The organism is Scopulibacillus darangshiensis (genome assembly GCF_004341035.1).
GTDB classification, from domain to species: domain Bacteria; phylum Bacillota; class Bacilli; order Bacillales; family Sporolactobacillaceae; genus Scopulibacillus; species Scopulibacillus darangshiensis.
On record NZ_SLXK01000039.1, the window covers coordinates 1 to 23,559 of the forward strand.

General features: G+C 41.8%; 15 protein-coding genes. 4 read left to right on the plus strand and 11 right to left on the minus strand.

What is annotated here, in order from left to right; all coding sequences use genetic code 11:
- Positions 1-451: 451 nt before the first annotated feature.
- The 4 genes from EV207_RS18580 to tagH form a co-directional block, all read right to left on the minus strand.
- On the minus strand, positions 452-1,306 hold the full coding sequence (locus EV207_RS18580) for a DUF6270 domain-containing protein (RefSeq protein ID WP_132747655.1): 855 nt from the start codon (positions 1,304-1,306) through the stop codon (positions 452-454).
- On the minus strand, positions 1,299-2,090 hold the full coding sequence (locus EV207_RS18585; RefSeq protein ID WP_132747656.1) for a DUF6270 domain-containing protein: 792 nt from the start codon (positions 2,088-2,090) through the stop codon (positions 1,299-1,301). The genes EV207_RS18580 and EV207_RS18585 overlap by 8 nt, the downstream gene beginning before the upstream one ends.
- A 21-nt stretch (positions 2,091-2,111) precedes the next feature.
- Positions 2,112-5,570: a CDP-glycerol glycerophosphotransferase family protein gene (locus EV207_RS18590; RefSeq protein ID WP_132747657.1), complete on the minus strand. Its 3,459-nt coding sequence runs from the start codon at positions 5,568-5,570 to the stop codon at positions 2,112-2,114.
- A 235-nt stretch (positions 5,571-5,805) separates the two neighbouring features.
- Entirely contained in the window at positions 5,806-7,593 is a 1,788-nt protein-coding gene (tagH, locus tag EV207_RS18595) for a teichoic acids export ABC transporter ATP-binding subunit TagH (RefSeq protein ID WP_132747658.1), read from the minus strand.
- 210 nt (positions 7,594-7,803) lie between these two features.
- Between tagH and EV207_RS18600 the strand changes: the two genes are divergently transcribed.
- Positions 7,804-8,253 carry a GNAT family N-acetyltransferase gene (locus tag EV207_RS18600; protein WP_132747659.1) on the plus strand — a complete coding sequence of 150 codons (450 nt, stop codon included), beginning with the start codon at positions 7,804-7,806 and terminating at the stop codon, positions 8,251-8,253.
- Positions 8,254-8,398: 145 nt separating this feature from the next.
- Here EV207_RS18600 and speB read toward each other — a convergent pair whose 3' ends face one another.
- The 3 genes from speB to EV207_RS18615 all read right to left on the minus strand — a co-directional run bounded on the left by speB (position 8,399) and on the right by EV207_RS18615 (position 11,113).
- Positions 8,399-9,334, minus strand: coding sequence for an agmatinase (gene speB, locus EV207_RS18605; protein ID WP_132747660.1), 936 nt, complete (start codon positions 9,332-9,334; stop codon positions 8,399-8,401).
- A gap of 80 nt (positions 9,335-9,414) precedes the next feature.
- Positions 9,415-9,996 carry a TetR/AcrR family transcriptional regulator gene (locus EV207_RS18610; protein WP_341539812.1) on the minus strand — a complete coding sequence of 194 codons (582 nt, stop codon included), beginning with the start codon at positions 9,994-9,996 and terminating at the stop codon, positions 9,415-9,417.
- A 160-nt stretch (positions 9,997-10,156) separates the two neighbouring features.
- Complete coding sequence (locus EV207_RS18615; protein WP_243647148.1) at positions 10,157-11,113, minus strand: metallophosphoesterase family protein; 957 nt, start codon at positions 11,111-11,113, stop codon at positions 10,157-10,159.
- A 318-nt stretch (positions 11,114-11,431) separates the two neighbouring features.
- Between EV207_RS18615 and EV207_RS18620 the strand changes: the two genes are divergently transcribed.
- A complete protein-coding gene (locus EV207_RS18620) occupies positions 11,432-11,848 on the plus strand; it encodes a DUF2231 domain-containing protein (RefSeq protein WP_132747662.1) in 417 nt (138 codons plus the stop codon).
- A 90-nt stretch (positions 11,849-11,938) separates the two neighbouring features.
- Here EV207_RS18620 and EV207_RS18625 read toward each other — a convergent pair whose 3' ends face one another.
- The gene (locus EV207_RS18625; protein WP_132747663.1) at positions 11,939-14,242 is read right to left on the minus strand and encodes a glycoside hydrolase family 84 protein; all 2,304 of its coding nucleotides are present in this window, start codon (positions 14,240-14,242) and stop codon (positions 11,939-11,941) included.
- A gap of 249 nt (positions 14,243-14,491) precedes the next feature.
- Between EV207_RS18625 and EV207_RS18630 the strand changes: the two genes are divergently transcribed.
- Together EV207_RS18630 and EV207_RS18635 are read left to right on the plus strand one after the other, a co-directional pair.
- Entirely contained in the window at positions 14,492-15,952 is a 1,461-nt protein-coding gene (locus EV207_RS18630) for a sigma-54 interaction domain-containing protein (RefSeq protein WP_132747664.1), read from the plus strand.
- A 114-nt stretch (positions 15,953-16,066) separates the two neighbouring features.
- On the plus strand, positions 16,067-16,513 hold the full coding sequence (locus EV207_RS18635) for a hypothetical protein (protein ID WP_132747665.1): 447 nt from the start codon (positions 16,067-16,069) through the stop codon (positions 16,511-16,513).
- A 924-nt stretch (positions 16,514-17,437) separates the two neighbouring features.
- Here the strand turns inward: EV207_RS18635 and EV207_RS18640 are convergent.
- The 3 genes from EV207_RS18640 to EV207_RS18650 all read right to left on the minus strand — a co-directional run bounded on the left by EV207_RS18640 (position 17,438) and on the right by EV207_RS18650 (position 23,552).
- Positions 17,438-18,172, minus strand: a complete 735-nt coding sequence (locus tag EV207_RS18640; RefSeq protein WP_132747666.1) for a glycerophosphodiester phosphodiesterase — start codon at positions 18,170-18,172, stop codon at positions 17,438-17,440.
- Between the two features lie 63 nt (positions 18,173-18,235).
- The gene (locus EV207_RS18645) at positions 18,236-22,339 is read right to left on the minus strand and encodes an FIMAH domain-containing protein (protein ID WP_165887010.1); all 4,104 of its coding nucleotides are present in this window, start codon (positions 22,337-22,339) and stop codon (positions 18,236-18,238) included.
- A gap of 61 nt (positions 22,340-22,400) precedes the next feature.
- Entirely contained in the window at positions 22,401-23,552 is a 1,152-nt protein-coding gene (locus EV207_RS18650; protein WP_243647149.1) for an SGNH/GDSL hydrolase family protein, read from the minus strand.
- Positions 23,553-23,559 lie beyond the last annotated feature (7 nt).

Below are 23,559 nucleotides of genomic sequence, written 5' to 3' on the forward strand. Positions count from 1 at the left end.
TTGGAGGCTGGCAAGCCTTTTTATTTTTTTGCTTGTGCAGCGTTATGTATTTTTACGCTGCATTACTATGTACTTTTATTTTGCCATATACAGTACCACCAATATCAAATGCGACATAAGCATTCAAATTCACACCATCTTTATAAAATAATATATTTTTTAAATAAAAATAGCCGAGATTTATAATGAAATCTTTCTTTCTCAACTTTTTAACATTCGACAAGATAACCTAATAACTTTAACATTTCAATCATATTATCGCAAAATATTACAATAAAGTTAAGAGTTTTTTTATTAAAATCGCAAATAATAGACTAAAAGACCTAGAACTAATTGCCTTTTTCATTATATAATAGTCTGCATATATAAAAGGACTAGCCTCAGAATGTAACCACTCTTTTAAAGCTCGCTTTTTTTCTTGGCAAAAAAAAACCGGCCTCCGCCGGTTTTTTTAAAACACACCAAATAATTTTTTCTTTTTAACACCCTCAGGTTTAACAGCTCTTGCCTTTTCCTCCCTCTCCCCCATCAAATCCCTCAAGCAAATCAGGTTCAACCCGCTAAAGAAGTCATTGTGGTATTTCCGTTCGTAATGCCATGGGGCGAGTCCGAAGGCGTATTGGCTGTCTGAGTAGTATTCGTTCTCGCGCAAGTCAATTTTGTATAACGGATATTTGTCTAACAGGTAATCGTAAAGCTCATTGAAAAGTTTGGTTTCCGAATCAAGGAACTTATAGCGGTCTTGGTCAAACATCACAACTTCGCCGTTCTTATCAACATACGAGTTAGCATAACGGAAACAATTTAAGATGATTTTCGTATCAGGCAAATTTTGTTGGGCGAAATGATAGAACTTATCAAATGCTTCTTCCCACAATTTCCTGTAAGTTTTAAGATTGGTTGGGAAGCGGTACTTAGCGTCGAATTTCTTATCCCGGAAGAATTTTGTTTTTCTAAATCCATTCGGGTTATTCGTTAAATACTTATTCCCGACCTTAACAATCCCGTATCTCATATCAGCATAAAAATCGACAATAATATAATCCGGGGGATTGGCCTTGATATCCGCCAAATATTGCTTCGATATATCCCTCATCATCGTGTTGTACCGATGGGCACTAAGTTCCTCAGATAATTGCAGATCATCCTCAGACAGCTTTACTTCAGGAGACATTAAGCTGATGATCGAGCATTGCCATGCCTGGCTGATGCACTCATAAAACTCTTTATATTCGGGAACGAATTTCCGATTGAACACATCCCGCGAAACACAAGCCCCGACGACTGAGAACGTGATTTTAGACATATGACGGCCCACCTTCATGTTGAAGTTCTTTTGCCTGATTCAAATTCTTAATGACTAGCTGGAAAAACGCCAGCAAAAAGTCATTATAATATTTCGTTTCGTAATGGATATAGCCGGCCTTCCATTTATGGCTGGATGACGTATTGTACTTATTATCGGATAGATCAATAACTGTGATCCCATCCTGATTAATCGCCGCAGTCAGTTCTTTTATCTCATTATTTTTCGCCTGAATATCGGTGCGCCGAAGGCTTTTTAATCGATAGGTCTTATCAAAATAAGAACCGACAAAGTTTGCTGTATGAACGACAACCTTAGCCGATGGCAGAATGTCATTCAGTTGTTGGACAAACGCATGAAATGCTTCCGTCCATTTTCTAACATACGCCTCTTTATTGTTATTTATTGTGAATTCTTCCGCTTGATCATTTAACTTAACATGTTTTAATTTCTTCTTATTATTTGTGATATAACGGTCACCGATTCGCAATGTGCCATAGGTGATATCTGGCGCAAAGTCTATGACAACGTAGTCTGGATCAACACCTTTAAGCCGGTCGAAAATCCCCTTATCGAGATCCTCTGTAATGATTTTCTTATATAAAGGACTGATATTTTCGTCCATATCATAATTCTCAATTGGCTCTGACATAATGCTTAATAAAGAGGACTGGTATTGGATCAGGGAGACATCAAAGATATCCTCCAAGTCTCGGGCATTGCTTAGTTCAAAGCACCCTCTTGTCGCTGCCGATCCTATAACTGCCACTTTCGTCTTTTGCAAAATGACCCCTCCTTAGGTACATCATTCCCTATTTCTATTTGCTTGCAGCATGATCTTCTCTGATCCTTCCGCCCCACTGTGGGATGGTTGTTTCCAAAGCGGAAAAGTCACCCGTTTCGTTTTCCTTATGGAACGAATCCCTTTGTTCTGTTTCGCAAATATATTGTCAACAAGCCTTTCGGTGGCATACCCATCCTCCAGGCTGCAAAATTTATTATAAAAGGCAACATAGCGCATATGATATGCCGCTCTTATCTCTTCAATGCCAAGGACAGCCTCTATGATTTCATCAGTATTTCTAAGAAACGGACCAGGTGCTTCTTTCTCAAAGTCCATATAGAACCCTCTGAGCTGATCACGGTATACTTCCAAGTCATAAGTGTAGAAAAGAATCGGCCGTTTAAGATTGGCAAAGTCGAACATGACCGATGAATAATCAGTCATCAAGATATCTGATATTAAATAGAGCTCCTGAATATCCGGATAGTCTGAGGCATTATAGACAAAGTCCTGATACTCCTCAGGAATGCTAATCTTATTTTTTACAACAACGTGCATTCTTAATAAAAGGACATAATCATCGCCTAATTGTTTTTTCATTTTCTCAAAATCCAAGTTAATATCAAAAGTGAAGCCGCTGCCCTTTCCCTTCTGATTATCGCGGAAGGTCGGGGCATACAGAATAACTTTTTTATCCTTTGGTATCGTCAATCGTCTGCGGATCATTGCCGCCTTTTCATTGATATCCGGCCGGTAAAACAAATCGTTTCTTGGATAGCCGATTTCCAGCACTTTCTTTTTATAATGAAAAGCGCTTAAGAAAGCTTTTGTTGCATAAGGGCTCGGTGAAACTAAAAAGTCCCATGTACTTGTTGCTTTTGACACCCGCTCCAAATAATCAGCGTCGCGCCCTTGAATGTTATCTATATCAAAAAGCATCTTCTTCAAAGGTGTGCCATGCCATGTTTGGATATATGTTGTGCCTTTTCGTTTTTCAATATAGGTCGGGAAGTTTTGATTGTTCACCCAGTACTTGGCCCTTGCCAAATAGTAATAATACTTCGGGGATAGTCTCTCGATTCTAACTGTATCTGAATCCTTAAAACGAATATTATCGTTATAAACCCAGACTTTCTTATAATCAAGTCCGCGTTTGACTAATTCCTCGTAGATATACCTTGGGCTGTCAGCATATTGCTTGCCAATCCCGCTCTCAAACAGAACCAGCTTATCATCAACAGGCAGAACTCTCCTTGCTATGTTATAAAAAAGCCGCATTGTCGGAAAATAGAGCTTGCTCTTTCGATATTTGCGATATAATGTCCGGAAATAATCGTTGTCTGCCAATTCCTTAATGATTTGCCTTTTTGGCTTAAACTTTACCATTGTCTTATAAATGCGGTCATTGGCGTGACAATCCCTATATTTCAAAAATTTATTAGCACGCTCTTTATAATGGTCTTTCATTCTGAAATGGCTCTTGGCATAGTCTTCAATGCATGCCAGCACATCTTCTTGATCACTGACAATATCTCCCGGCAAGTCATTATCCAGGTCAAGGTGTGACGGACGTTGCCCGATAAAACGCTCACGGTCAAATTGATAGTAAATAATCGGCTTATGCAAAAAGCTGAAGTCAAAGCCAACACTTGAATAGTCGGTAATCATTAATCGGCTTTCTTTTAACAAGTGTTGCACATCCACCTCACCTTGATTCACCACACGGACCGAATCGCTTGTAAAATACGGCGTAAACTTCTGCATATTTGGGTGCAGACAAAAGATAATGTCAAAGCCATAGTCTGTTGCTAATTTGTGTAAGGTGGGATGATTAACAAGCTGCTTATAACGTTCGAAATAGTCACTTTCCAAGAATGTATCCTCTGTCACAATCCAATCCCGCCAAGTTGGGATAATCAAGATTTGCCTTTTTGGTGATTGGTTAGTCAACAGCTGATCAAACCGGGACAGTCCGGTAATTTTAACTTCGCTTGGATCATAGCCGAAATCTTGGACGATCATATTTTTTTCAAAATCGGAACTGACAAGAAACAGATCTGTATCAAATCCAGGAGAATTCTTGCCGTAATTCGCCACCATGTTTTTCGTTCCCATAATGCCGTGCTGCAAAAAGACCTTGGTCGCCTTGACAGCCCTCTTAAATTCCTTTGTGCGCAAAGGATAGAGATAATCCGGGTGATGAGAGCCAATGATCCTCTTCGCCATCAGGGCATAGAAGATATGCTTCCTGGATTTGAAATCGATAGTTTGCCCTAGCGGTTCAACATTTCTGTATTCAGGTGACGTCTTATCTATGACATAGTACACATTCCGTTCTGGATGCTCTTCCCGCAGATACTTAAAGAAGTGATACCCAGTATCTTGGGCTTTATAAGCGCGTTCTCCTACAAGCCAGATGTTCTTCCTGCTGTAAAAGGGTCTGAGGAGCCAGCTCCATCTCTTTATCGTTCGCATATATTTAAAAACATCGCCATCGAATTGATCAACTTGAATGGAAAGGTTAAATTGTTTAAATGTAAAATATGGGGAAATGGCGAAAGTTTCTTTACCATCTCTGATAAAACCGCCTTTGACAAAATGCCTGGCAAAGAGTCTTGGGTTGCCAACGCGAACGGAAATCATCTCATCTTGATCATGGTATTTTAAGCAAAAGGAGAAATCATAGATATCCTCTTTAAATACCTCATGTCTAAAGGTTTTGGCCAGGTCGATATCCGCAAAATAGTGGTATTGATGCAGTCCATAGTTTTTGCGATAGTTTTCCTTTAAATTTAAAGTAAAAGGAAATGTCTTTTCGGCATTGGTATCCCGTCCATTCATAATAAGATAGGCATCTTCTATCCGGGAGTGACCGGTTAGTAACTTACCGTTAAATATTAAATGATTGCTTTTTATTTTTAATGACTTAATCTGATTAGTCGTCACGGGATTCAGATCCGTGTTGTGTGCTAAAGACATGTTTCCATTTTTTGTTGTGTAAATAACGAGCGAACGGTCATCCAACACGACTTTTTTTGGATTCTTAATTTTTGTGTCCTCGAATCTGCCAAAACGAATGAAATATTCGATGATCGGCTCTCCATTTTCCAGCAAACCATACTCTGCATTTGCTTTGACCTTCCCTAACCGCTCTTCACTGACATGTTTAATTCTCGTGCGTATTTTCACATAAAAGTCAAAAGTGGATGCTTCATCATCCAAATGTCGCATCACATCGTGAAGATTAATGTTAAATTGAAAAACAGCTGATGGTTCGATTTCCGCAAGCTTTGCTTTATAGCCGTTGTCACGAGATTTTATCCATAATTCCTTTGCTTGATAGGACTTGCGCGAAAATGAACCGCTGATTTCAACTTTATGGTCTTGTTGTTTAACAACAAGATGCTTCTTTAAATTGTTTTTATTAGAGCGTTTAACCCCAGACTGCAATTTATTTTTAACCCTAGTTAAAAATCCCATAAAACACACCTCTATTAATCCTGCAATAAATGTTTTAGCAAAACCTTGGTTAAATATTTCCGATAGCTTTACTGTACATTCATAATGACACCTTACGTCGAATCATCGGGAATGCTGTCCGTCATAAAATACTTGTAAATAAACTTAAACGAATTGTATTATATTTAATCTTCTGAGTGTTTACACAAAAGTAAAAGCACCTCGCATAAAGCGAAGTGCTTCTTAACCGCCTCTATTATTTGTCTAATCTAGAAATAGTGATATCTTTTACTTCATCTTTCGCTAAATTAACATCTACTTGGATATTAAAGCCATTAATAAAATAAACATATTTTGCTTCCCGTTGATTAAATAATATCGGGTTTCCCAGTTCTGCTTTCAATCTACTGGCATCATTATCGATATTTTGCAATTTAAGCTGAAGCAATTGATCGTCCTTCACTTTAAACTCTGCATCATTTATCATGACGAGGTCAGCCCCGTCTTCTTTTTGTTCATTAATAATTTTATCGGTGTAAGCCTTCCGTGTGTCATCGAATGGTGTTTTAAAAAGCTTGTGCAACCCATTCGCATCTGACGGCAGAACCCTGGCTTTTAAAAGTGAGGCCAATTTTGGCAGATCTTTTGTTGCGATCTGATCACTATTAATCGCATTAACGACCGATGCGCTGATCCAAGCCTTCCCGCCGCTTGGCTGTCTTATATGCAGCCATGTAACCCCTTGATCGTTCAGATCTTGTTTTTCGCCTAATATCTTGTATGTGTCCCCAAGTGTTGCAGAACCAACGATTTTACTCGAAAGATCAGGCTTATCTCGGAGGTTTACAAGACTCTTTTTTACGAGAGCAATGTTATATGGCGCTTCCTCCGGGGCTTGGTTATTTTGTGCCCCGGATTTTCCATCATTGGTTTCCTTAGCCGTCCCATCCGCTTGGGAAAGAACTTTGTCCGTAAAAAAGTTTTTGACATCAGCGAAAGTTTCCTTGGGGACAGCAGCTACAAATAATAGGATAATGGCCGCAATGCAGCATAAGATGACAGCACCCATGATCCTTTTGGGACGCCTCGGCTTTTTCTTAGTATTCCGGCCTACTCTTGTCAAATTCTCTGGTTGTGTCGTACGCTCTATATTTTCACTTGCAGCTTTGGACGTGGCCCCTTTGCTTGTTTCTTTAGAAACAACATCCTCTTGAGACTCTTCCCCGCCTTTCGTGCCATGATCACCTTTGTTGTGATCATCTGGCTCTTGTTCCCTGGCTTTACGCTGCAGTTCTTTCCGTTCTTCTTTCGACATCTTCTTATAGTCTTTTAAAAACTGTTCGTACTTTGGCATAACATCAGTCATCATGCCGAAGTCTTTAACCCTGCCGTATTGAATCCACAAGGCCTTCTCACAGAATTTTTTCATTTGGCCAATGGAATGGCTGATAAAGAAAATCGTCTTGCCCTTTTCTTTAAATTCATTCATTTTGGCGAGACACTTATCTGCAAACGTCTGGTCACCGACTGATAAAGCCTCATCTATGACGAGGATGTCAGGGTCAATATTCACAGAAATTGCAAAACCAAGGCGTGACTTCATCCCGCTTGAATATTTTTTGACAGGTTGATCAATAAAGGCGCCAATATCGGCAAAGTCAATTATCTCAGGTTCCAATTTTTTTATTTCTTTTTTGCTGAAGCCAAGCATCAAACATTTCAGTTCAATGTTTTCCCTGCCTGTCAGCTCGTTCTTCAGCCCGGCGGCAATGGCAATCAAGGCAACTTGTCCATTGGTTTCAATTGTCCCGGATGTCGGAGGGATGACGCCGGAAATAATATTGGACAATGTTGATTTACCCGAGCCATTTACGCCGATCACGCCGATCACATCGCCTTTTTGCGCTTCAAAAGATATATCTTGCAGGGCGTAAAAGTCATCCCCGTAGCCCTGGGGCAAGACGATATCCTTTATCTTATCAGAGGTTTTTTCGTACATTTTATATCGTTTGGCTACATGGCGGAGAACCACCGATTTCGTCATTATACACACATCCATCTTTTTTCTAAGTCGTTCATGTCTTTTCTAATTATATAACAACTCATCCATTATAAGATATTTTGACACTAGAATAAAGATAGCAGAAATATTGTCGTATGCAAGTATTTCATTGAAACAAAAACATGGCTATTTATATTGGCATAGAATTTGCATATTTATTATTGAATTATAAAAATTTGGAGGTGCAATAATTTGGTAACCATTAGACATGCCACTAAAGAGGATGTCCCGCAGCTTCTCGAATTAATGTATCAGTACATCGTTGATTTCTACAAGTGTCCTCGTCCAAGTGAAGATTCGCTCAAAAAGTTGATTCACCATCTGCTTGACAACCCCTATGAAGGCATCCAGTTTCTTGCAGAAAAGGAGCCGCATCACTTAGTCGGCTTTTCTACTTTATATTTCACCTTTAACACACTGGAAGTGAAACGAATGGCTATTCTTTATGATTTATTTGTCACACCGGATGCAAGGGGGCAAAAAATTGGGGAGAAGCTGCTTCAGACCTGTGTGTCTTATATCAGAGATAATGACTATTCCCATATGATTTGGGAAACGGCTCATGACAATATCCCTGCCCAATCGTTATATAATAAGATTGGAGCAAAAAAGGCCGTTTGGCTGAATTATGAAATCCAATGATCAGATCAAGTTCTATGCTTTATCGAATAGGTTAGTTAAAATAGAATAAAAGATTTCCACATCGATAATTGTGCCTGGAAGGGAGCCCTGAGCTAAGGAGAACGGGACCCGCAGCCGTCAAATGTTGGCGGGGTCCCATGATACTTTAGTTCGTATTTTCTTGTATTTTCTCTTTTTTGCGATGATGATGTCCCCAGCATTCCGTTAAAATCTTCCTCGCGGCAAATGCGGTGATAAGAGAGTCATCCAGTTTTGGAGACACCTCGACAACATCGAACCCGATAATAGGCAGATCAAATAACCCATACAACAAATTTAGGAGTTCCCTGCTGTTTAATCCGCCAAACTGAGGAGTTCCCGTTCCCGGCGCATAAGCGGGATCAAGTGAATCGATATCAATCGTCATGTAAATCTTTTTAAACCGGCTCATTTTTGTCTTGATAGTTTTCAATGTTTGATCAATACCATTTTGCCGAACATCCATTGCTCCGATAATGTTCATCCTATTTTCTTGGATAAATGCCAACTCCTCAGATTCAACTGACCTGATGCCTACGAAAAAAATACTCTCGGTGTCCGGGACATTTTCCAACTCTAGGGCCCGTCTTTCGGTTGAACCATGTGAAAAGTAATCGCCGCCCATCTCGTGGCACAAATCAAAATGCGCGTCAATGTGGATAATGCCAAAGGGCTCATCAACAGCCCGATTGATGCCGCGCATAACCGGAATGGTTGTCGAGTGGTCCCCGCCAATCATTGTCAATAACTTTCCTGATTTTACGATGGAGAAAGCCGCTTCTTCAGCTTGTTGAAATAGTTCCTGCCGATTGCTGCCTTCTAAATCGCCAAGATCCATAATTTGCAAAGAAGAAAGATCCTCCCATCTTTCTGTCGTCGGAGCGATCGTATAAGTGATCTCACGAATAGCCCGCGGACCTTCTTTTGCCCCGGAGCGAAAACTTACGCCGCCGTCATAGGGAATACCGAAAACCACGATATCCGCTTCATCCCTTTCAATACCGGGGCGGTTCAAGCCAGCCCATAGACTTTGTTCCCGAATCATTTCCTTGACTGATCTCATTAAATATACCCCTTTCTTTTAGGAAACCACTTTAGTTTTATTAGTTTAACGTACAAAAATAAAGAATAAAAGAATGTCAGTCATCTTTTATTCTCTGAGATTAAACCATAAAATAATATGTTAACAATTTCAGAGAGTGCTTCCGAAACAGTGATGCGATTTTCCATATAAAAGCTTTGATCAAGAGTTGAATTAATAGATTCAAGAATCACCTTCATAACCAGAGAAACGTTTAGCTCTATAATGACACCTTCCCTTATTCCTTGTTCAATTAGATTACGGAGTAATTCCCAATCATCCTTAAGTAATTCGTCCATCTTAGCCCACTGTTCAGGATAGTACTGCTTCATTTGACCTAATAGTTTAAGGTCAAGCAGTTCATAATGATCGGGCAAGGTCGTTATGACCCCTTTTATCTTTTCTGGCATGGATAATTGGCCGTTCTGTATAATAGCTTTTGCTTTTTCATCGATTTCTTGAAACGTATCATCAATAATGCAGTCTAATATTTCAGCTTTAGAAGAAAAATATTTGTATAATGTTCTTTTACTGATACCTATCCTATTTGCCAAATCGTCCACAGAAAATTTCAAACCATTTGCTTGAATCTCTTCAATAAATGCATTAATAATTCGATTTTTAATATGAATCCTTCCTCCCAAAGTCTACTTCTCAAAGGTAAACTATTTAAACGAAAACTGTTTTTTTCTTATTCTATATCTTTTCTGACATCTTTTCAAGCAAAAAATGTCAGAAAATATTTAACAAAAACAGACCGCTAACAAATAATCAGCAGCCTGTTTTTTAAGATCGTCCATATGTTTATTTCGGAGTGTCTACAGTGTGCTGGTATTCCTTCAACCACTTGTTATTTGTAAAATCCCGGCCTTTAATGACAACTTTATCATCATAGACCTTAACATAAAGACCTTGACTGCCTTCCGGGTCAATCACGGTTTCATAGCCATTACCGTCAGGTCCCCAAGTGTCGTACACTGCCCCCGAGCTGACCATTGTAAAATCTTTTTGCAGGAACATACCCGGGAAGCGCAAATCCCAATGCATATGTCCGGAAAAGAAAATGACTTGCGGGTATTTTGACAGGATATTCTTCAATTCCTCATCCTGAATGACCGCATTCTTGTAATAATCGATGTCTGTTCCATAAAAAGTATGCGGAAGGGGCTGGTGCAGAAAAACAAAAATCGGTTTTTTTGTCTTGGAACGTTCCTTCAGTGTTTGATTAAGCCAATTCAATTGTGCGTCACTTAGGACAGCAGAATCCTTCGTAGGTGAGTCGACGGGGCCCCAACTTTCCGTTCCAAGGAAAATAAATGGATATCCTTTGACGTTTTTTTCATAGTAAACCTTGTCTAATCCAGTAAAGTCTAAGAATCTGCCAATGGATGCTTCGTTGCCATCGTTTTTAAAAAATTCATGATTACCGATTGTAAAGAACGTTTTATCAGGATGAGGATATTGATTTAAAATGTCCCTAAACTTTTCATAGCTTGCGGCTCGGCCATCGTTGATCATATCGCCATTGATGACCATTGCATCTGAGTTGTGGTTGATATTATATAAATCCTGCAGAGCATGTTCCAATTTTCGATGAGATGTTTCATTGCCCACTGTCAATTGCGTGTCACTGATGACAGGGAACTCTAATTTTGGCTGTTCATGATGTTTCTTTTTCTCCTTTGCCGAAGCGGAAACGGAAAGAGACAGCACAAATAAACTAACCGTTAACAATGAAAATACTTTTTTCGATTTGTTCAAAGACAAAACGCCTCCCATTTGGAAAAAGTGTTGTGTTAATAGGTTGATGGGTTAATTTATTATAAAACTATCCCCAAGACAAAAACCTTTGATGCCTCCTCTCAAATTCATGTTAAGTTTTCAAAAAATTCAAGTCAATAGCTTATCGCTAATCCGCGACAATAGTCATATAAACCTCGGGCATTTCTAGAAAATTATATTATGTGAACTTTTCCGTTTAAAGCATAGTCTCTTATTAAAAGGCCGGTTAAATAGCTTAACTGTTGCTAAAAATGAAAGAGGCAATAGTTTTAAAAAATGTTTGGAGGAGAAAAACGAATGTTAGATACGCCTTTACACCCAATATTTGCACATTTTCCAGTAGCGTTTTTGATCGTAGGAGCAATTTTGGCGATCATCGCTCTTTGGAAACCTAAATTTTGTGATCCCGCAGCATTCTTTTTGATTGCCGTTGGCGAAGTTATGGGTATTTTCACGTACCTGACAGGGGACGGTGCCGAACACTTCGCTGAAAAACAAGGAAAACATGTCGAGGCAATGGTCCATACCCACCAGACATTTGCCACCCTTACACTGATCACCTTTGGTTTAGTCCTTCTTGTGAGGATCATTGGCTATTTCTGGACCCGGTTCCCCCTTTATAGAACCCTACTGATTATATTAGTCATTGCCGGCGGTATTTTTATTACAATGACCGGTTATTATGGCGGGGAAATGGCTTACAAAATCCATTAAGTCCAATATTTAGAGAGTATCCCAAGATGATTGCGTGAACCAAAATCATTGGATACTCTCTTTAGTATAAATACGTCTCTTACTCAGATCCTAAAAATTTGTATTATACACTTCAAACTCCCAAATAGTCGGTTCAAAAGTTGCGGAGGTGATATTCAATCTAATTTTTTTGGCTGTAACCGGTTCAAACTTGTCAATTTGAATATCCTTCGGAACCCCTCCGCTATGAACGGTCTTCCACCCGCTGCCATCCCAATATTGGATTTCATACTTTTGAATCCGGTCCCCAAATTGTTTGCACTCTCGCAGGACCGTTTGGTTAAATGTCATTTCTTTCGGAAAAGTGACTTCGAGCCATCCTGACTTTACACCGTCACCAGTCGCCCATCGAGTGTTATAATCGCCGTCAACCGCCTTTTCCCCATTGACGGATTCAAGGTTGTTCCAATAATTATTGACCAATACCTGCTGCTTAAGAGCCAGATTCGGGCCCCATGCCACCTGCTTTAGAAATTCCGGGATGACACCTTCACTCATTTTTTGAGGAATTGCCCTAGCTTGATCCATCATCGATTCAAGAATATTTTGTTGTTTTTTAATTTCCTTATCATCACCTTGTTTTTGTGCCATTTTCAGCTTAACTGCTGCTTTACCCGCTTCCCCGTAGATGTCAAGCTTCTTCAAATAAGGAGCAACTTCATCAAGGAAGTTTTGGTTATCAAGGTTTTGTCGAAGGTCTTCCGGAACGGTCTGCAGTTTCTCAAATTCCTTAATAAGCTGGGCGGCAACTGGTTTGACATTGTCAGAATCATAGCGATCCCAGAACTTCTCAATCAAAGGTGCAATCGTTAGGGATTCCTTATCATTAAGCTGGGATGAATACGAGTTTTCCGCAAAGGTTTTCAGAGCATCTGCCGCATCCCCGCCGAAAGCTTGAATGCTGCGGTTCCACGACTTTTTCGGCTTGTACGCATCCGGATTCCAGGTGTAGTCAGCAATCGTATAGAGCGGGATCTTGGATGCCTCGGCTTCATTCATAGGGTTGGCTGTTAAGCCAATGACACCGTGGTCGGTCAAATCAGCGTCTCTGCCAACGAGCGGCCCAAGGAATAGCCGGTTCCGATCAAAGTCATTAACCGGATAGTTGTCCCAAATGAGCAAGTCATGCTTGAAAATGCCGGAAATTTTCTCAGCGTCTTCTGAGGTAATCGTCGGTGCAACGACACCGATCCCGGTCCATTGGACAATGACATCTTGATCAACGAGGTCAGCGAATCGCTCCCGATAAGGTGATGTCCCAGATTGCCAATATTCGGTCGGCACTGTCACAAGCCGTTTTGCTCCCTCGTGTGTTTTAATAAACTCTTTATTGAAGCGATTTAATAGATAAGATTGCGCTGCTGCCGCTGGACTCTGGTCTCCGCCAAACATGGCCTTGTCTGCATCACAGCGCAAATCAGGATTGATGTCATCAAGGAAAATCGCGAAAGAACGGACGCCTTTATCCCAAACGGAATTAGCCTTATCAACGAGTGCCTGAAAGTCGCTGTCATCTGAGAAGCAAATGCTATTTCCCGGGGAAATGGCGAAGGTGAAATTCACATGATTTTCTTTCGCCTTGTTCACGAGCTCGCCGATCTGATTAAGCTTGTCCTTAGGATACGGCTCACGCCATTTCTCGCGGTGATAAGGATCATCCTTTGGTGCATAAATGTAGTCATTGAATTTGTATTTTCCGTAAAAAGCCATTTGGTCCATTCGATCCTCATGAGACCATGGTGTGCCGTAAAATCCTTCGATTGCACCGCGAGTCGGCATTTGCGGCCAGTCAACGATCACAACGGACGGTACATGGTCCCGCCCCTTTTTCTTTTGAATGAGCTGGGCAAAGGTTTGGGCGGCATAAAAGGTTCCCGTCTTGTCTTTCCCGGCCAGGATAATACCTTTATGATTCTTGTTGCTGCCAATGCCTGTCGCAAGGACATATCCTTCTTTTTTCAAACCTTCAGTTGTAGCGTTTTTCAAAGCTTTTTTCGCGGTTGGATTGTCCGAGAGACTGCCAAGCCAGATGGTTATCGGAGTATTAGGAGTCGATTCATCTGCCTTTTTCCTCACAATCTTTTTTACCCCGGCATGTTTTAGAGTTTTTTCCACAACATCGATGGCAGACTGATCGGTATCATCACCGACCACCAAACCGACAATAGGCGTCAGCGGAAAGCCCTTCCCGGTCACCTTCATGTGCTGCGGTGTTGGATTGATGACAGGGGTTTCAGGCTTTTCTTTAGCATCTGTCTGTTTGGCAGTACCCGGCATGGCGGGCAACAACAATATCAACCCAAGACAGAGACATATAACCTTTCTAACAACTGTATGCAATTGCTTTTGAAGCATTTTGCCACCTTCCTTTTCTTATTTTATCCATGGACAAGGTTCTAAAAATTGGGTCAACAAATGAAAAGGCTTACAATCCTATTCATTTTCAGCATAACGCTGTGATGTATACCCGTCTATACCACTTAAGTTCTAATTTAGGACAGAACCGATTGCGGTAAAAAAGTCCCTACCCGGTCATTCTCACTGTCAAAAAACATGATATAATCTGTATAATGTTAAACTGTTCTGAAGCGGGGGGATCAGCGGGTGGCAAACATTACACAAATACGCGATTTTACACAAGAATGCGCTGATAATTTATCTAAGGTGATTGGCTTAGATGTCACGGTTATTGATGAAAACAATATTCGGATCAGCGGCACAGGTTTTCATAGGGAGCTTATTGGCAAGCCTGTCCCGGCGGGTTCGTTTTTTGAAACGATATTGAAAACCGGGCGGCCCGGAATGATCTTTGATCGCCGGGAGAACGGGGAAAAGTGCCGTCAATGCCTTTTCAATAAGCAATGCACAGAGCTTGCGACAATGGGGTTTCCGATCACGAAAAGAAATAAGCCTGTCGGAGTCATTGGCTTTATCGGCTTCACTTCAGGGCAAAGAGAGATGATCGAAAAGCATGCCCGGAGTTTGACTAAATTTTTGCAGCATATGAGCACGTTGTTTGAAAATAAATTATTACTGCGTGATTTGAATGAAGAAGAGAATTGTCAGGTCCATGAACAAGTCACAGTTTCACCAAAAAGGTATATATTCGATGATATTGTTGGTGAAAATGAAGGCTTTCAGCGGCTGATCCAGAAAGCGCGAAAAATAGCTGACAGTCCTTCAACCGTTTTGCTAAGGGGGGAAAGCGGAACAGGCAAGGAGCTTATTGCTCGAGCAATTCATTTTGAAGGGAAAAGGCGAAAGCAGCCTTTCATCTCCGTTAATTGTAGTGCTATTCCTGATTCCCTCTTGGAAAGCGAGCTTTTCGGCTATGAGGGCGGAGCTTTTACGGGGGCCAAACGCCAAGGCTGTCCCGGAAAATTTGAATTGGCTGATGGCGGAACGATCTTCCTGGATGAGGTTGGTGACCTCCCGCTTGCCATGCAGCCAAAGCTCCTTCGTGTATTACAAGAAAGGTGTATCGAGCGGGTTGGCGGAAAAAACCTCACGCCGTTAAACATCAGAATCATCGCCGCTACTAATAAGGATCTGGAAGCTATGGTCAAGAACGGCTCATTTCGTGAAGATTTATACTACCGGCTGAACGTCATCCCTTTGACATGTCTACCTTTAAAGGAACGCCGCGGGGATATACCAGCCCTCCTCACCCACTTTATTAAAAAATATGGCAACATACTTAACAAAAATATGCCCGAGATGAGCAGCCGGCTGCTTCATGCTCTAGGGAATCATGATTGGCCGGGCAATATCCGCCAGCTTGAAAATGTTGTAGAATATATGATTAATATGAATGACACGGGTATTTTGGACATTCCGGATCTCCCGGATTATATGGGAGGCGCTTCTCTGAAGCCGGATCGGACGGGAAATAAAGACCCGGCGCTCGGTTTAACAGAAATGACAGCAAATTTTGAACGGTCAACCCTATTAAAATATCTTTATTCCGATAATGGAACAATAGATAAAGCCGCGGCGGCGAAAAAGCTGAAAATCAGCCTCGCCACCCTATACCGGAAACTTGAGAAGCATGGGATTGAATTATAAGTGGGAGTCTTTCAAACCGTCGCCTGGTTCAGTTATTGTCTATTAAAAAGAGGCCATCAGCCGTTTCCTGATAGTTTTACACCTCATATAGTATAGTAAAAGGAGGTGTCTACATTGTCAGATCAAAGACAACATCGTAACGGAAACACAGTGAATATCATCAACAGCGGCAATTCCTACGTTTCCGTGGAAGCTGAGGCGATCTCCCGCGCTGTTGCAAACGCTTTGGCAGCAAAAAACAAACATCCCATGAATGCGAACAATGATGACGAACACCATCTCATGGGATTGATCATAGATGAAGATGGAACAGTTCAAGCTGATATTTCCGATCGGGTTTTAAGAAATGGTGAAATTGGTGTATTTTTTTGCGTGTCAATCTTTGTTCCAACACCTATAATAAGATTGAGAGACATTAATTTACGAACTGGGCAATTTGCTAGGTTACGCTGTGGTTTAGATAGACTCGATGTTTTTTGTGAAAGACGTCAAGACCAATTTCCAGTTGAAGAAAGAAGGTTGTTTCCGGGCGAATTTATTGTCGTCACTTGCAATAGATAAGAACAGGATTCTCAAATTTATTTAACATATCGAAATAACCAAACAAACTCAAGCAAAGGGATTGTTTGGTCATTTTTTGGTACACCCCTCTCAAGTGTAAGATTCTGACCCGGATATTTCCGAATTACCATCCACGCATATACTATAAACCACCAGATTAACCATATATGGATATATTACCAAAATAAGGTACAACCCTCGATTTATTTACTGAATTTGTCTTTCATCTTGCTTATGAAAGACATTTCTCACTGTCTTTTATCGATTTCGGTCGTTCATCACCCTTAAAAAACCATATAAAAATGGTCAACCAGAAATATCTGGTGACCTTATAATACAAAGGACAATTCCCACTCTTATTTTCTGATTTTGTCTTCAATTAATCCGCTCGCTGACCTAAACGGAGGTTTCTATTAAATAAAATTAGGGCGCAGCAGCAAAGGTATATTACCTTTAATACAACAATCGTTGCAAAAGGGATTCCCCAAGTTTACTGCCCGCGATTCACGGGAACGATTCGTCCCTTTACGTGCCCATTGAGGTCATTTTTCTCCGTTTACGGGCACGATTAGCCCTTATTCGTTACCGCCGAAACCATTTTTTCTCGCTCACGGGCACGATTAGCCCTTATTCGTTACCGCCGAAACCATTTTTTCTCGCTCACGGGCACGATTAGCCTTTATTCGTTACCGCCGAAGCCATTTTTTCCCGCTCACGGGCACGATTAGCCCTTATTCGTTACCGCCGAAGCCATTTTTTCCCGCTCACGGGCACGATTAGCCCTTATTCGTTACCGCCGAAGCCATTTTTTCTCGCTCACGGGCACGATTAGCCCTTATTCGTTACCGCCGAGGCGATTTTTCCCCGTTCACGGGAACGATCCACCCGTTTACGGCCCGCAAGGTTATTTTTGGGTACACCCTTTTAAGTGCAACATTCTAACCCGAAGATTTCCGGATTATTGGAAAATACCCCGTCCACGCCATATGCCATGAATTGCTCTACCATATCAATATCATCGACTGTAAAAGGATAAACTTTGAATCCCGCTTCGTGGCACTTTTTCACATAATTTTCATCTATAAAAACATATCTCGGATGAAGGCTATAGACGTCGATGCCACAGTTTTTTGCATAATGCCAAGGTTCAATCAGTTGATCAAGAAAGAGCAGGCCAACTCTGGTGTCTGGAGCTAAAGCCTTTATTCTCTTTAATGAATGGTGATCAAATGAAGAGATGATCACGTTCTCTGTATGATTGTAAGCGGCCAGGCGATCCAGCACTTTCTCTTCGATGCCTTCATAAAAGAAGGGTATATTTTTTATCTCGATATTTAACAACACATCGGGAGGACAGATGCCGAGCACCGCATCAAGCGTTGTTAATGTGACGCCTTTATATTCTTCGGAAAAAGTTGAGCCGACATCAATTTGTTCGATTTCTTCAAGTGTAAAATCCTTAATAAAGCCGGCAGCACCAGCCGCGGCAGCAACCCGATTGATTTTTTGATCGTGACAGATCACCAAATGGCCGTCTTTTGTCAGCTGGACGTCAAGTTCCATCGCTTTTGCGCCATGCTCCAAAGCACGCTGAAATGATGGCAGTGTGTTCTCTGGCCTTTCTTTTGAAGAACCCATATGGGCGAAATGGATTGTCATTTAAAGTCCTCCTCTTATGTAAGTTAAATCCGGCCTCCTCCATTCCTAGAGGAGGCCGCAAAATTATTCTTTATTTTTAATCTCGTTTCGCCAAACCGTAAGGAGCTCGCGAGCTTTTTCATTAAGCCGCTCTTTCGCTTCAGGCGAAACATACTCCCCTGATTGCTGTTTATTTAAAAGTTTTAAGAAATCATCAAGGTGTTTAATAGCCTTTTCAATTGAACCATCATTATAAAAATGTTCAGCTTGTGTTAACTTTTGGGATAACTGCTTCAAAAGCGGCGGCCTTAGGTCACCGGAATCTCCGTATTTTTTAATCAATTGATGAATAACGGAAGCGTTGATCAAAGTCTTGACCGTTAGTTTGTCAGACGGCTCCGATTGTTCACCTTTTTCATTTTTTGCAATAACAGTGAAATGATATGCCGTATCAGGGTCAAGCCCTTTTACCATATAAGCTGTATCTGTTGTCTCAGCGATTTTTTTATCATCCTCATAAAGCTCATATGTGATCCGTTCCGAACCTTCATCTTTAACCGGCTCCCAAGCCAATTTGACCGTCGTATCCGATTTGCCGTCAACCCTCAGTTTGCTTGGCGCAGGAACAATATTCTTTGTTGTAAAACGCCAAATATCTGAAACCGCTTTACCGCCATAACGGTCTTCTGCCCTTGCATACCAATAATAGGTTTGATTTTCATTTAAATCATGCCATGTTGCCTTTGCCGCTTTCCCGCTGGCAATGTTTTTGGCTGTCCCAATCTTTTCATCACTATAGACACTAACGTCAAAGTAATCGGTCGCTACCCTTTTGACTTCAGGTTTTAAGTCCATAGAGATCGTAAACTCATCTTTTCCGGGGAATTCTGCCGGATCATAATAGTTGTAATCATCAAGATATGGTGAATACGTGTTGATATAAATTTTATTAGTTTCAGAATCAAAATGCAAAAGCCGCATATAGCCGCTGCCATTTCCCGCAAGGCCATTGTAGTCAGCAAGCATTTGGTAGACATTGCGATCCGGCTTCCCGTCCCCGTTGTCGTCAATTTCACTCGTTAAAGAAGCGACATTATGATAGTGACCGCCAAGAACTACATGAACATTTTTATTTGGCACAACGACTTTTTGATAGATTTCCTCGCCTAATGTCGAGCGCTCGCCGGACGGCAGCAAATAGCTGTGAAAGCTTAAAATCGCCTTCCGGTCAGGGTGGTCCGCAAGCACTTTATTGACCCAGTCAAGCCCTTCATCACCGACGCCCCATCCCAGGTATACCATGATGTAATCATTGCCGTTTGCGGAAATTAAGTCATAATGGCCACGGTTATTTTTGAATGACTCCCCGTAATATGGCTTGTCCCGAAAACGATCGGCGCTAAAATACTTGTAAAATATGGAGTAGTCTACATCCACGCCGCTGTCGGCAGATGCGCCGACATCATGGTTGCCTGCAAGCACCCCGTACGGAATATTGGCATCACCCAGAACTTTCATAAAGCGGTCAGCTCTATCCCATTGATTTTCCTGATAGGTCTGATTGACAATGTCGCCTGTATGGAAAACATACTTAATGTTCATGGCATCCTTATTGTTCTTAATCCAATTGACTTCTGATTCATAGATATCCGGATAGAGTTCAGAATAAATTTGTGTATCTGACATCCAAACAAACGTATAATCATAATCTTGCGGCGGCGGGATTTGGTCTTGAATTAAGACATTCACGACATTGTCACGGACAAAATCCTGCACGCCGACCTCCCCGTCAAGGTTAAAGTTCTCCTCCGAATCGGTCACAAAAGAGTCAATCGCCATCCACTTACCCTCGCTATGGTTCCATGCATACATCGTCACCTTACGATTTTTCAGAGACTTGCCTTCCCAATGTATGCGTACAGTATCGTTTTCATCAAGCTGACCGTCAACTTTTACATTAAAACGTAAATACGGAAATTGTGTCGTGGAATCCGTTGTCATATACTGGCCGTCAGGAGACTGAAGCTTTTTAACTTCATCTTCTGTCAATTTCTTTTCCCCATCAGGCTTAAGCACATGCGGCGGTTCAAGGCCGGTGGCATTCCTGTAAATGGCCATGTTCTGACTTGCAGCATTGTATTTATATGCTTTATAAAATGAAACATCAAGATTATCATTCGTTGGGTCTGCGACCTTCACACTTAAATTGGGATTAGTACTGACACCTGCTGCTCCATTCTTTGGAGAGATGACACTTGGTTTATCTGGTGTTTCATCGACAACGGAAAATTCAACTGTCTTGTTACTTTGATTCCCTGCCTTGTCAACAGACTTGACGTGCAAAGTATGTTCTCCTGGCGCCAATTCAGCTGATGATGTGTTGTATGGTACGTCAATCGGTTCATCATCTAATTTAGCATTCGTGCTCTGAACACCCGCAACGTTATCAGTAGCCGTTACATCAATGACAAATTTACCTTTATATTCGTTGCGATTTATGAGCGTTGTCTTAATAAGCGGGCCGTTGTTATCAACAAAAACGTCCGCTGAAATGTCACCTTGATGCGGCGCCTCAACTGTGACACGATGTTTGCCGTCGGATGTAGATGCTGTCTCCCATTTATAAGCTTTCGATGTTAAACTTTCTGACGGAATGTTGAAATGGAAGTTGACAACCGGCAAGAACCTCCCGTTATCCCCCATGTCCAGACGTTCAGTGGGATCGCTATGCTCCGGGTCCCTTAACACTGTTCCATCAGCTAAAATTAGCCGTGCGTTCCTGATCAAAAAGTCATCTAGGCCGCTTTCAGGATCGTCTTCATAATACGGCCTTGCTATAGATCCAGCCCTCAAGTTAATCGTATTTTCTCCCCGTGTTAACTTTTCCGGATCGACAGGCACTGCGACAGTATCATAATCCGCAACACCGCCGTCCACAAGCTGAAGGACGTCCTTGCCCATAGTTACGGCATCTTGTGCAGCGGTATTCATGCCATCCGCCTCAAAAGCGAAGTATGCCGGTTGTTCCAAGGCCCTGTAAGACTCTTTAACCTCAGAACCATCGATCAAGAGTTTTAGGTTGCCCGGATCTACCCCATTTGCTGATCCTTTAATGACAGCTTTGCCGGTAAGAATATCACCGGTTCTAACATTCAGTCTAGGACTTGTCCTATCGCGGTCAATATTGATTTTATAAGTGCTGCTTGTTGTCCGGTTTGTGCCGTCTGATGCCACAAAATAATAGTCAAGGGTATCAGCCGATATAAATTCCAGGAAACCAATTTTGTAATGGTAAAGTGAGTCATCACGATTTATTCTTAAATTGACCTCCTTATAATCGGTTTGTTTATTCGTTTTATAATATAATGTGAAAGTCCTGACCAACACATCATCCTTAGGTTCAGCCACGATGTCAACATCTTTGGTTGGCGGGGTATTTTCGGCTTTCGTTAAATTCGAAATCGTTGGCGGAATGGTGTCATTTTCGACATGGACCGGTTGATCAGGGACTTGTCCGTCCTCAATAGTGCCAGGGGTTCCCTTCTTGGTTCTATTGCTGATCATAACCATATTATTTGAACCGTCTTCTGGATATTTGAACATGATGCCTTTGTCAGGCTCTGTGTTGTCCACTGATTCATTATAGGTTGCCGCCACAATTTCGTGGCCGGTATTGGTTGCTAAAATCATCGTTCGCTTGCGGTCGTTATGCATGCCGCCGTCCATTCTCACAATGTCTTGATTTTCCACAAGGTCCGTGCCATAGTTGGCATTAAAATCGGCAACGGTTTTATCTTCGTTTGACCCGGTCATGATCCAAAACACCATTGTTTGCCCCGGCTGTATAACAACATTGTCAGGTACGGGAGCCCAAATCAGATCATCATCAGGCCCCGTCGGATAACGATATAAAATTTTATAATCTTTAAGGTTTATCCCTTTATCAGTATTGTTGTAGACTTCAATGAACTCGTAACCGTCGACGCCGTTAATATCCGTTGCATCTGGCACTAATTCTGTAATTAACAGAGGCGGCATGTTGTCACTATTTGCTAAGGCAACGGCACCTTGTGGAACAATATAGCCAATAGCAATGCAGGCAAGTAACAATAAGGATCTTATAACCTTAAGTATTCTTTTCACCATAACCTCCTGAATGATTCGCACCACATCACAATCATCCGTCATCCTCCCATGCAGCATGTGATTGGATAGTGGCCGGAAATTTTCTAAAACACCTCTATATACATCAAAGTACCCCATTCTTTTGCAAAACTTTGCGCAAAATCGGTTCGAGCTTATCAGCCATATTCATAAAACCAAGATCATTGGGATGTGTGCCATCAACTGTACAGTCTTGCCAATACGGCCCTAACAACCGTGAACCATCCACAAAATCTATCATCCGATCTCCCAAACTGATGAGACGAGCGACGCATGCTTCGGCTATTTTTTTTCGGTTAAGCCACTCGGCTCGTCTAGCGGGCTGGAATAATTCCCCTGGGTAAGGTATTCGCGATATGACGATGATTGGAATATCCGGATGATACTCCCGATATAACCGAATGAACGGCTCCAGAGTTTCTTGGTAGAGCTCTGTTGTACAATTAGCCTCGTAATCTAAGATCAGACAAGCTGGTCTTTCAATGTCCCTTATGGCAAGAGCAACTTCAGCTTCACCCTTGCCGCTTCCGGAAAATCCGAGATTGATAAATTCTAACGGGATCCTTCGGCTGAGAATATTAGAATACATAAGCCCAGGGCGGCTTGCACACGCCCCCTGAGTGATGGAGGTCCCATATAATAAAATCCGGCGATCAGTTGCATAGGCTGTCGGCGCCTTAACAACAGCCTCTTTCTTCACACCAATCAAAACTTGGTGAACACCCTGATAAAGCGGCAGGTTAAGCGTCACGTCAACCATTTCACCTGACAAAAATGGGTTGCCTTCTGCTGTCTGTCCTTTCGCATCTTCCGTGACATCCCATAATATATGCTCATATTCTCTTCCATCTATCCCTGGGCGAGCTGTAGCCGCATAACGTTGTTGCCCAGGCTTTCCAATATAGGCATCCAAGCCGCATTGTCCTGTCACTGGCATATGGTCCATGGTTGCAGCACCAGCCATTTGGACACGAATAGCCAGGCGAGTTGCATTCGTCCGGAATCTGATCTGTCCACCCGCTGGACAATTGGCAAGCAGGTCAACAGCCTCCGGAAGAGATGCCCGTGTCCCAGACGGCAAGCGGCGATATAATTTTTCGGGACCAAATGCCAAAAGACCATTAATTGAAAAAGGACCATCTTCCGGCCTGCGAAAGTCCCATATCCCGTCCGATATTGCCCGCTGCATATTAACATCATATTTTGCCGCGTTCACGCCGCCTTGGTTTTCATTCACTCTTCAT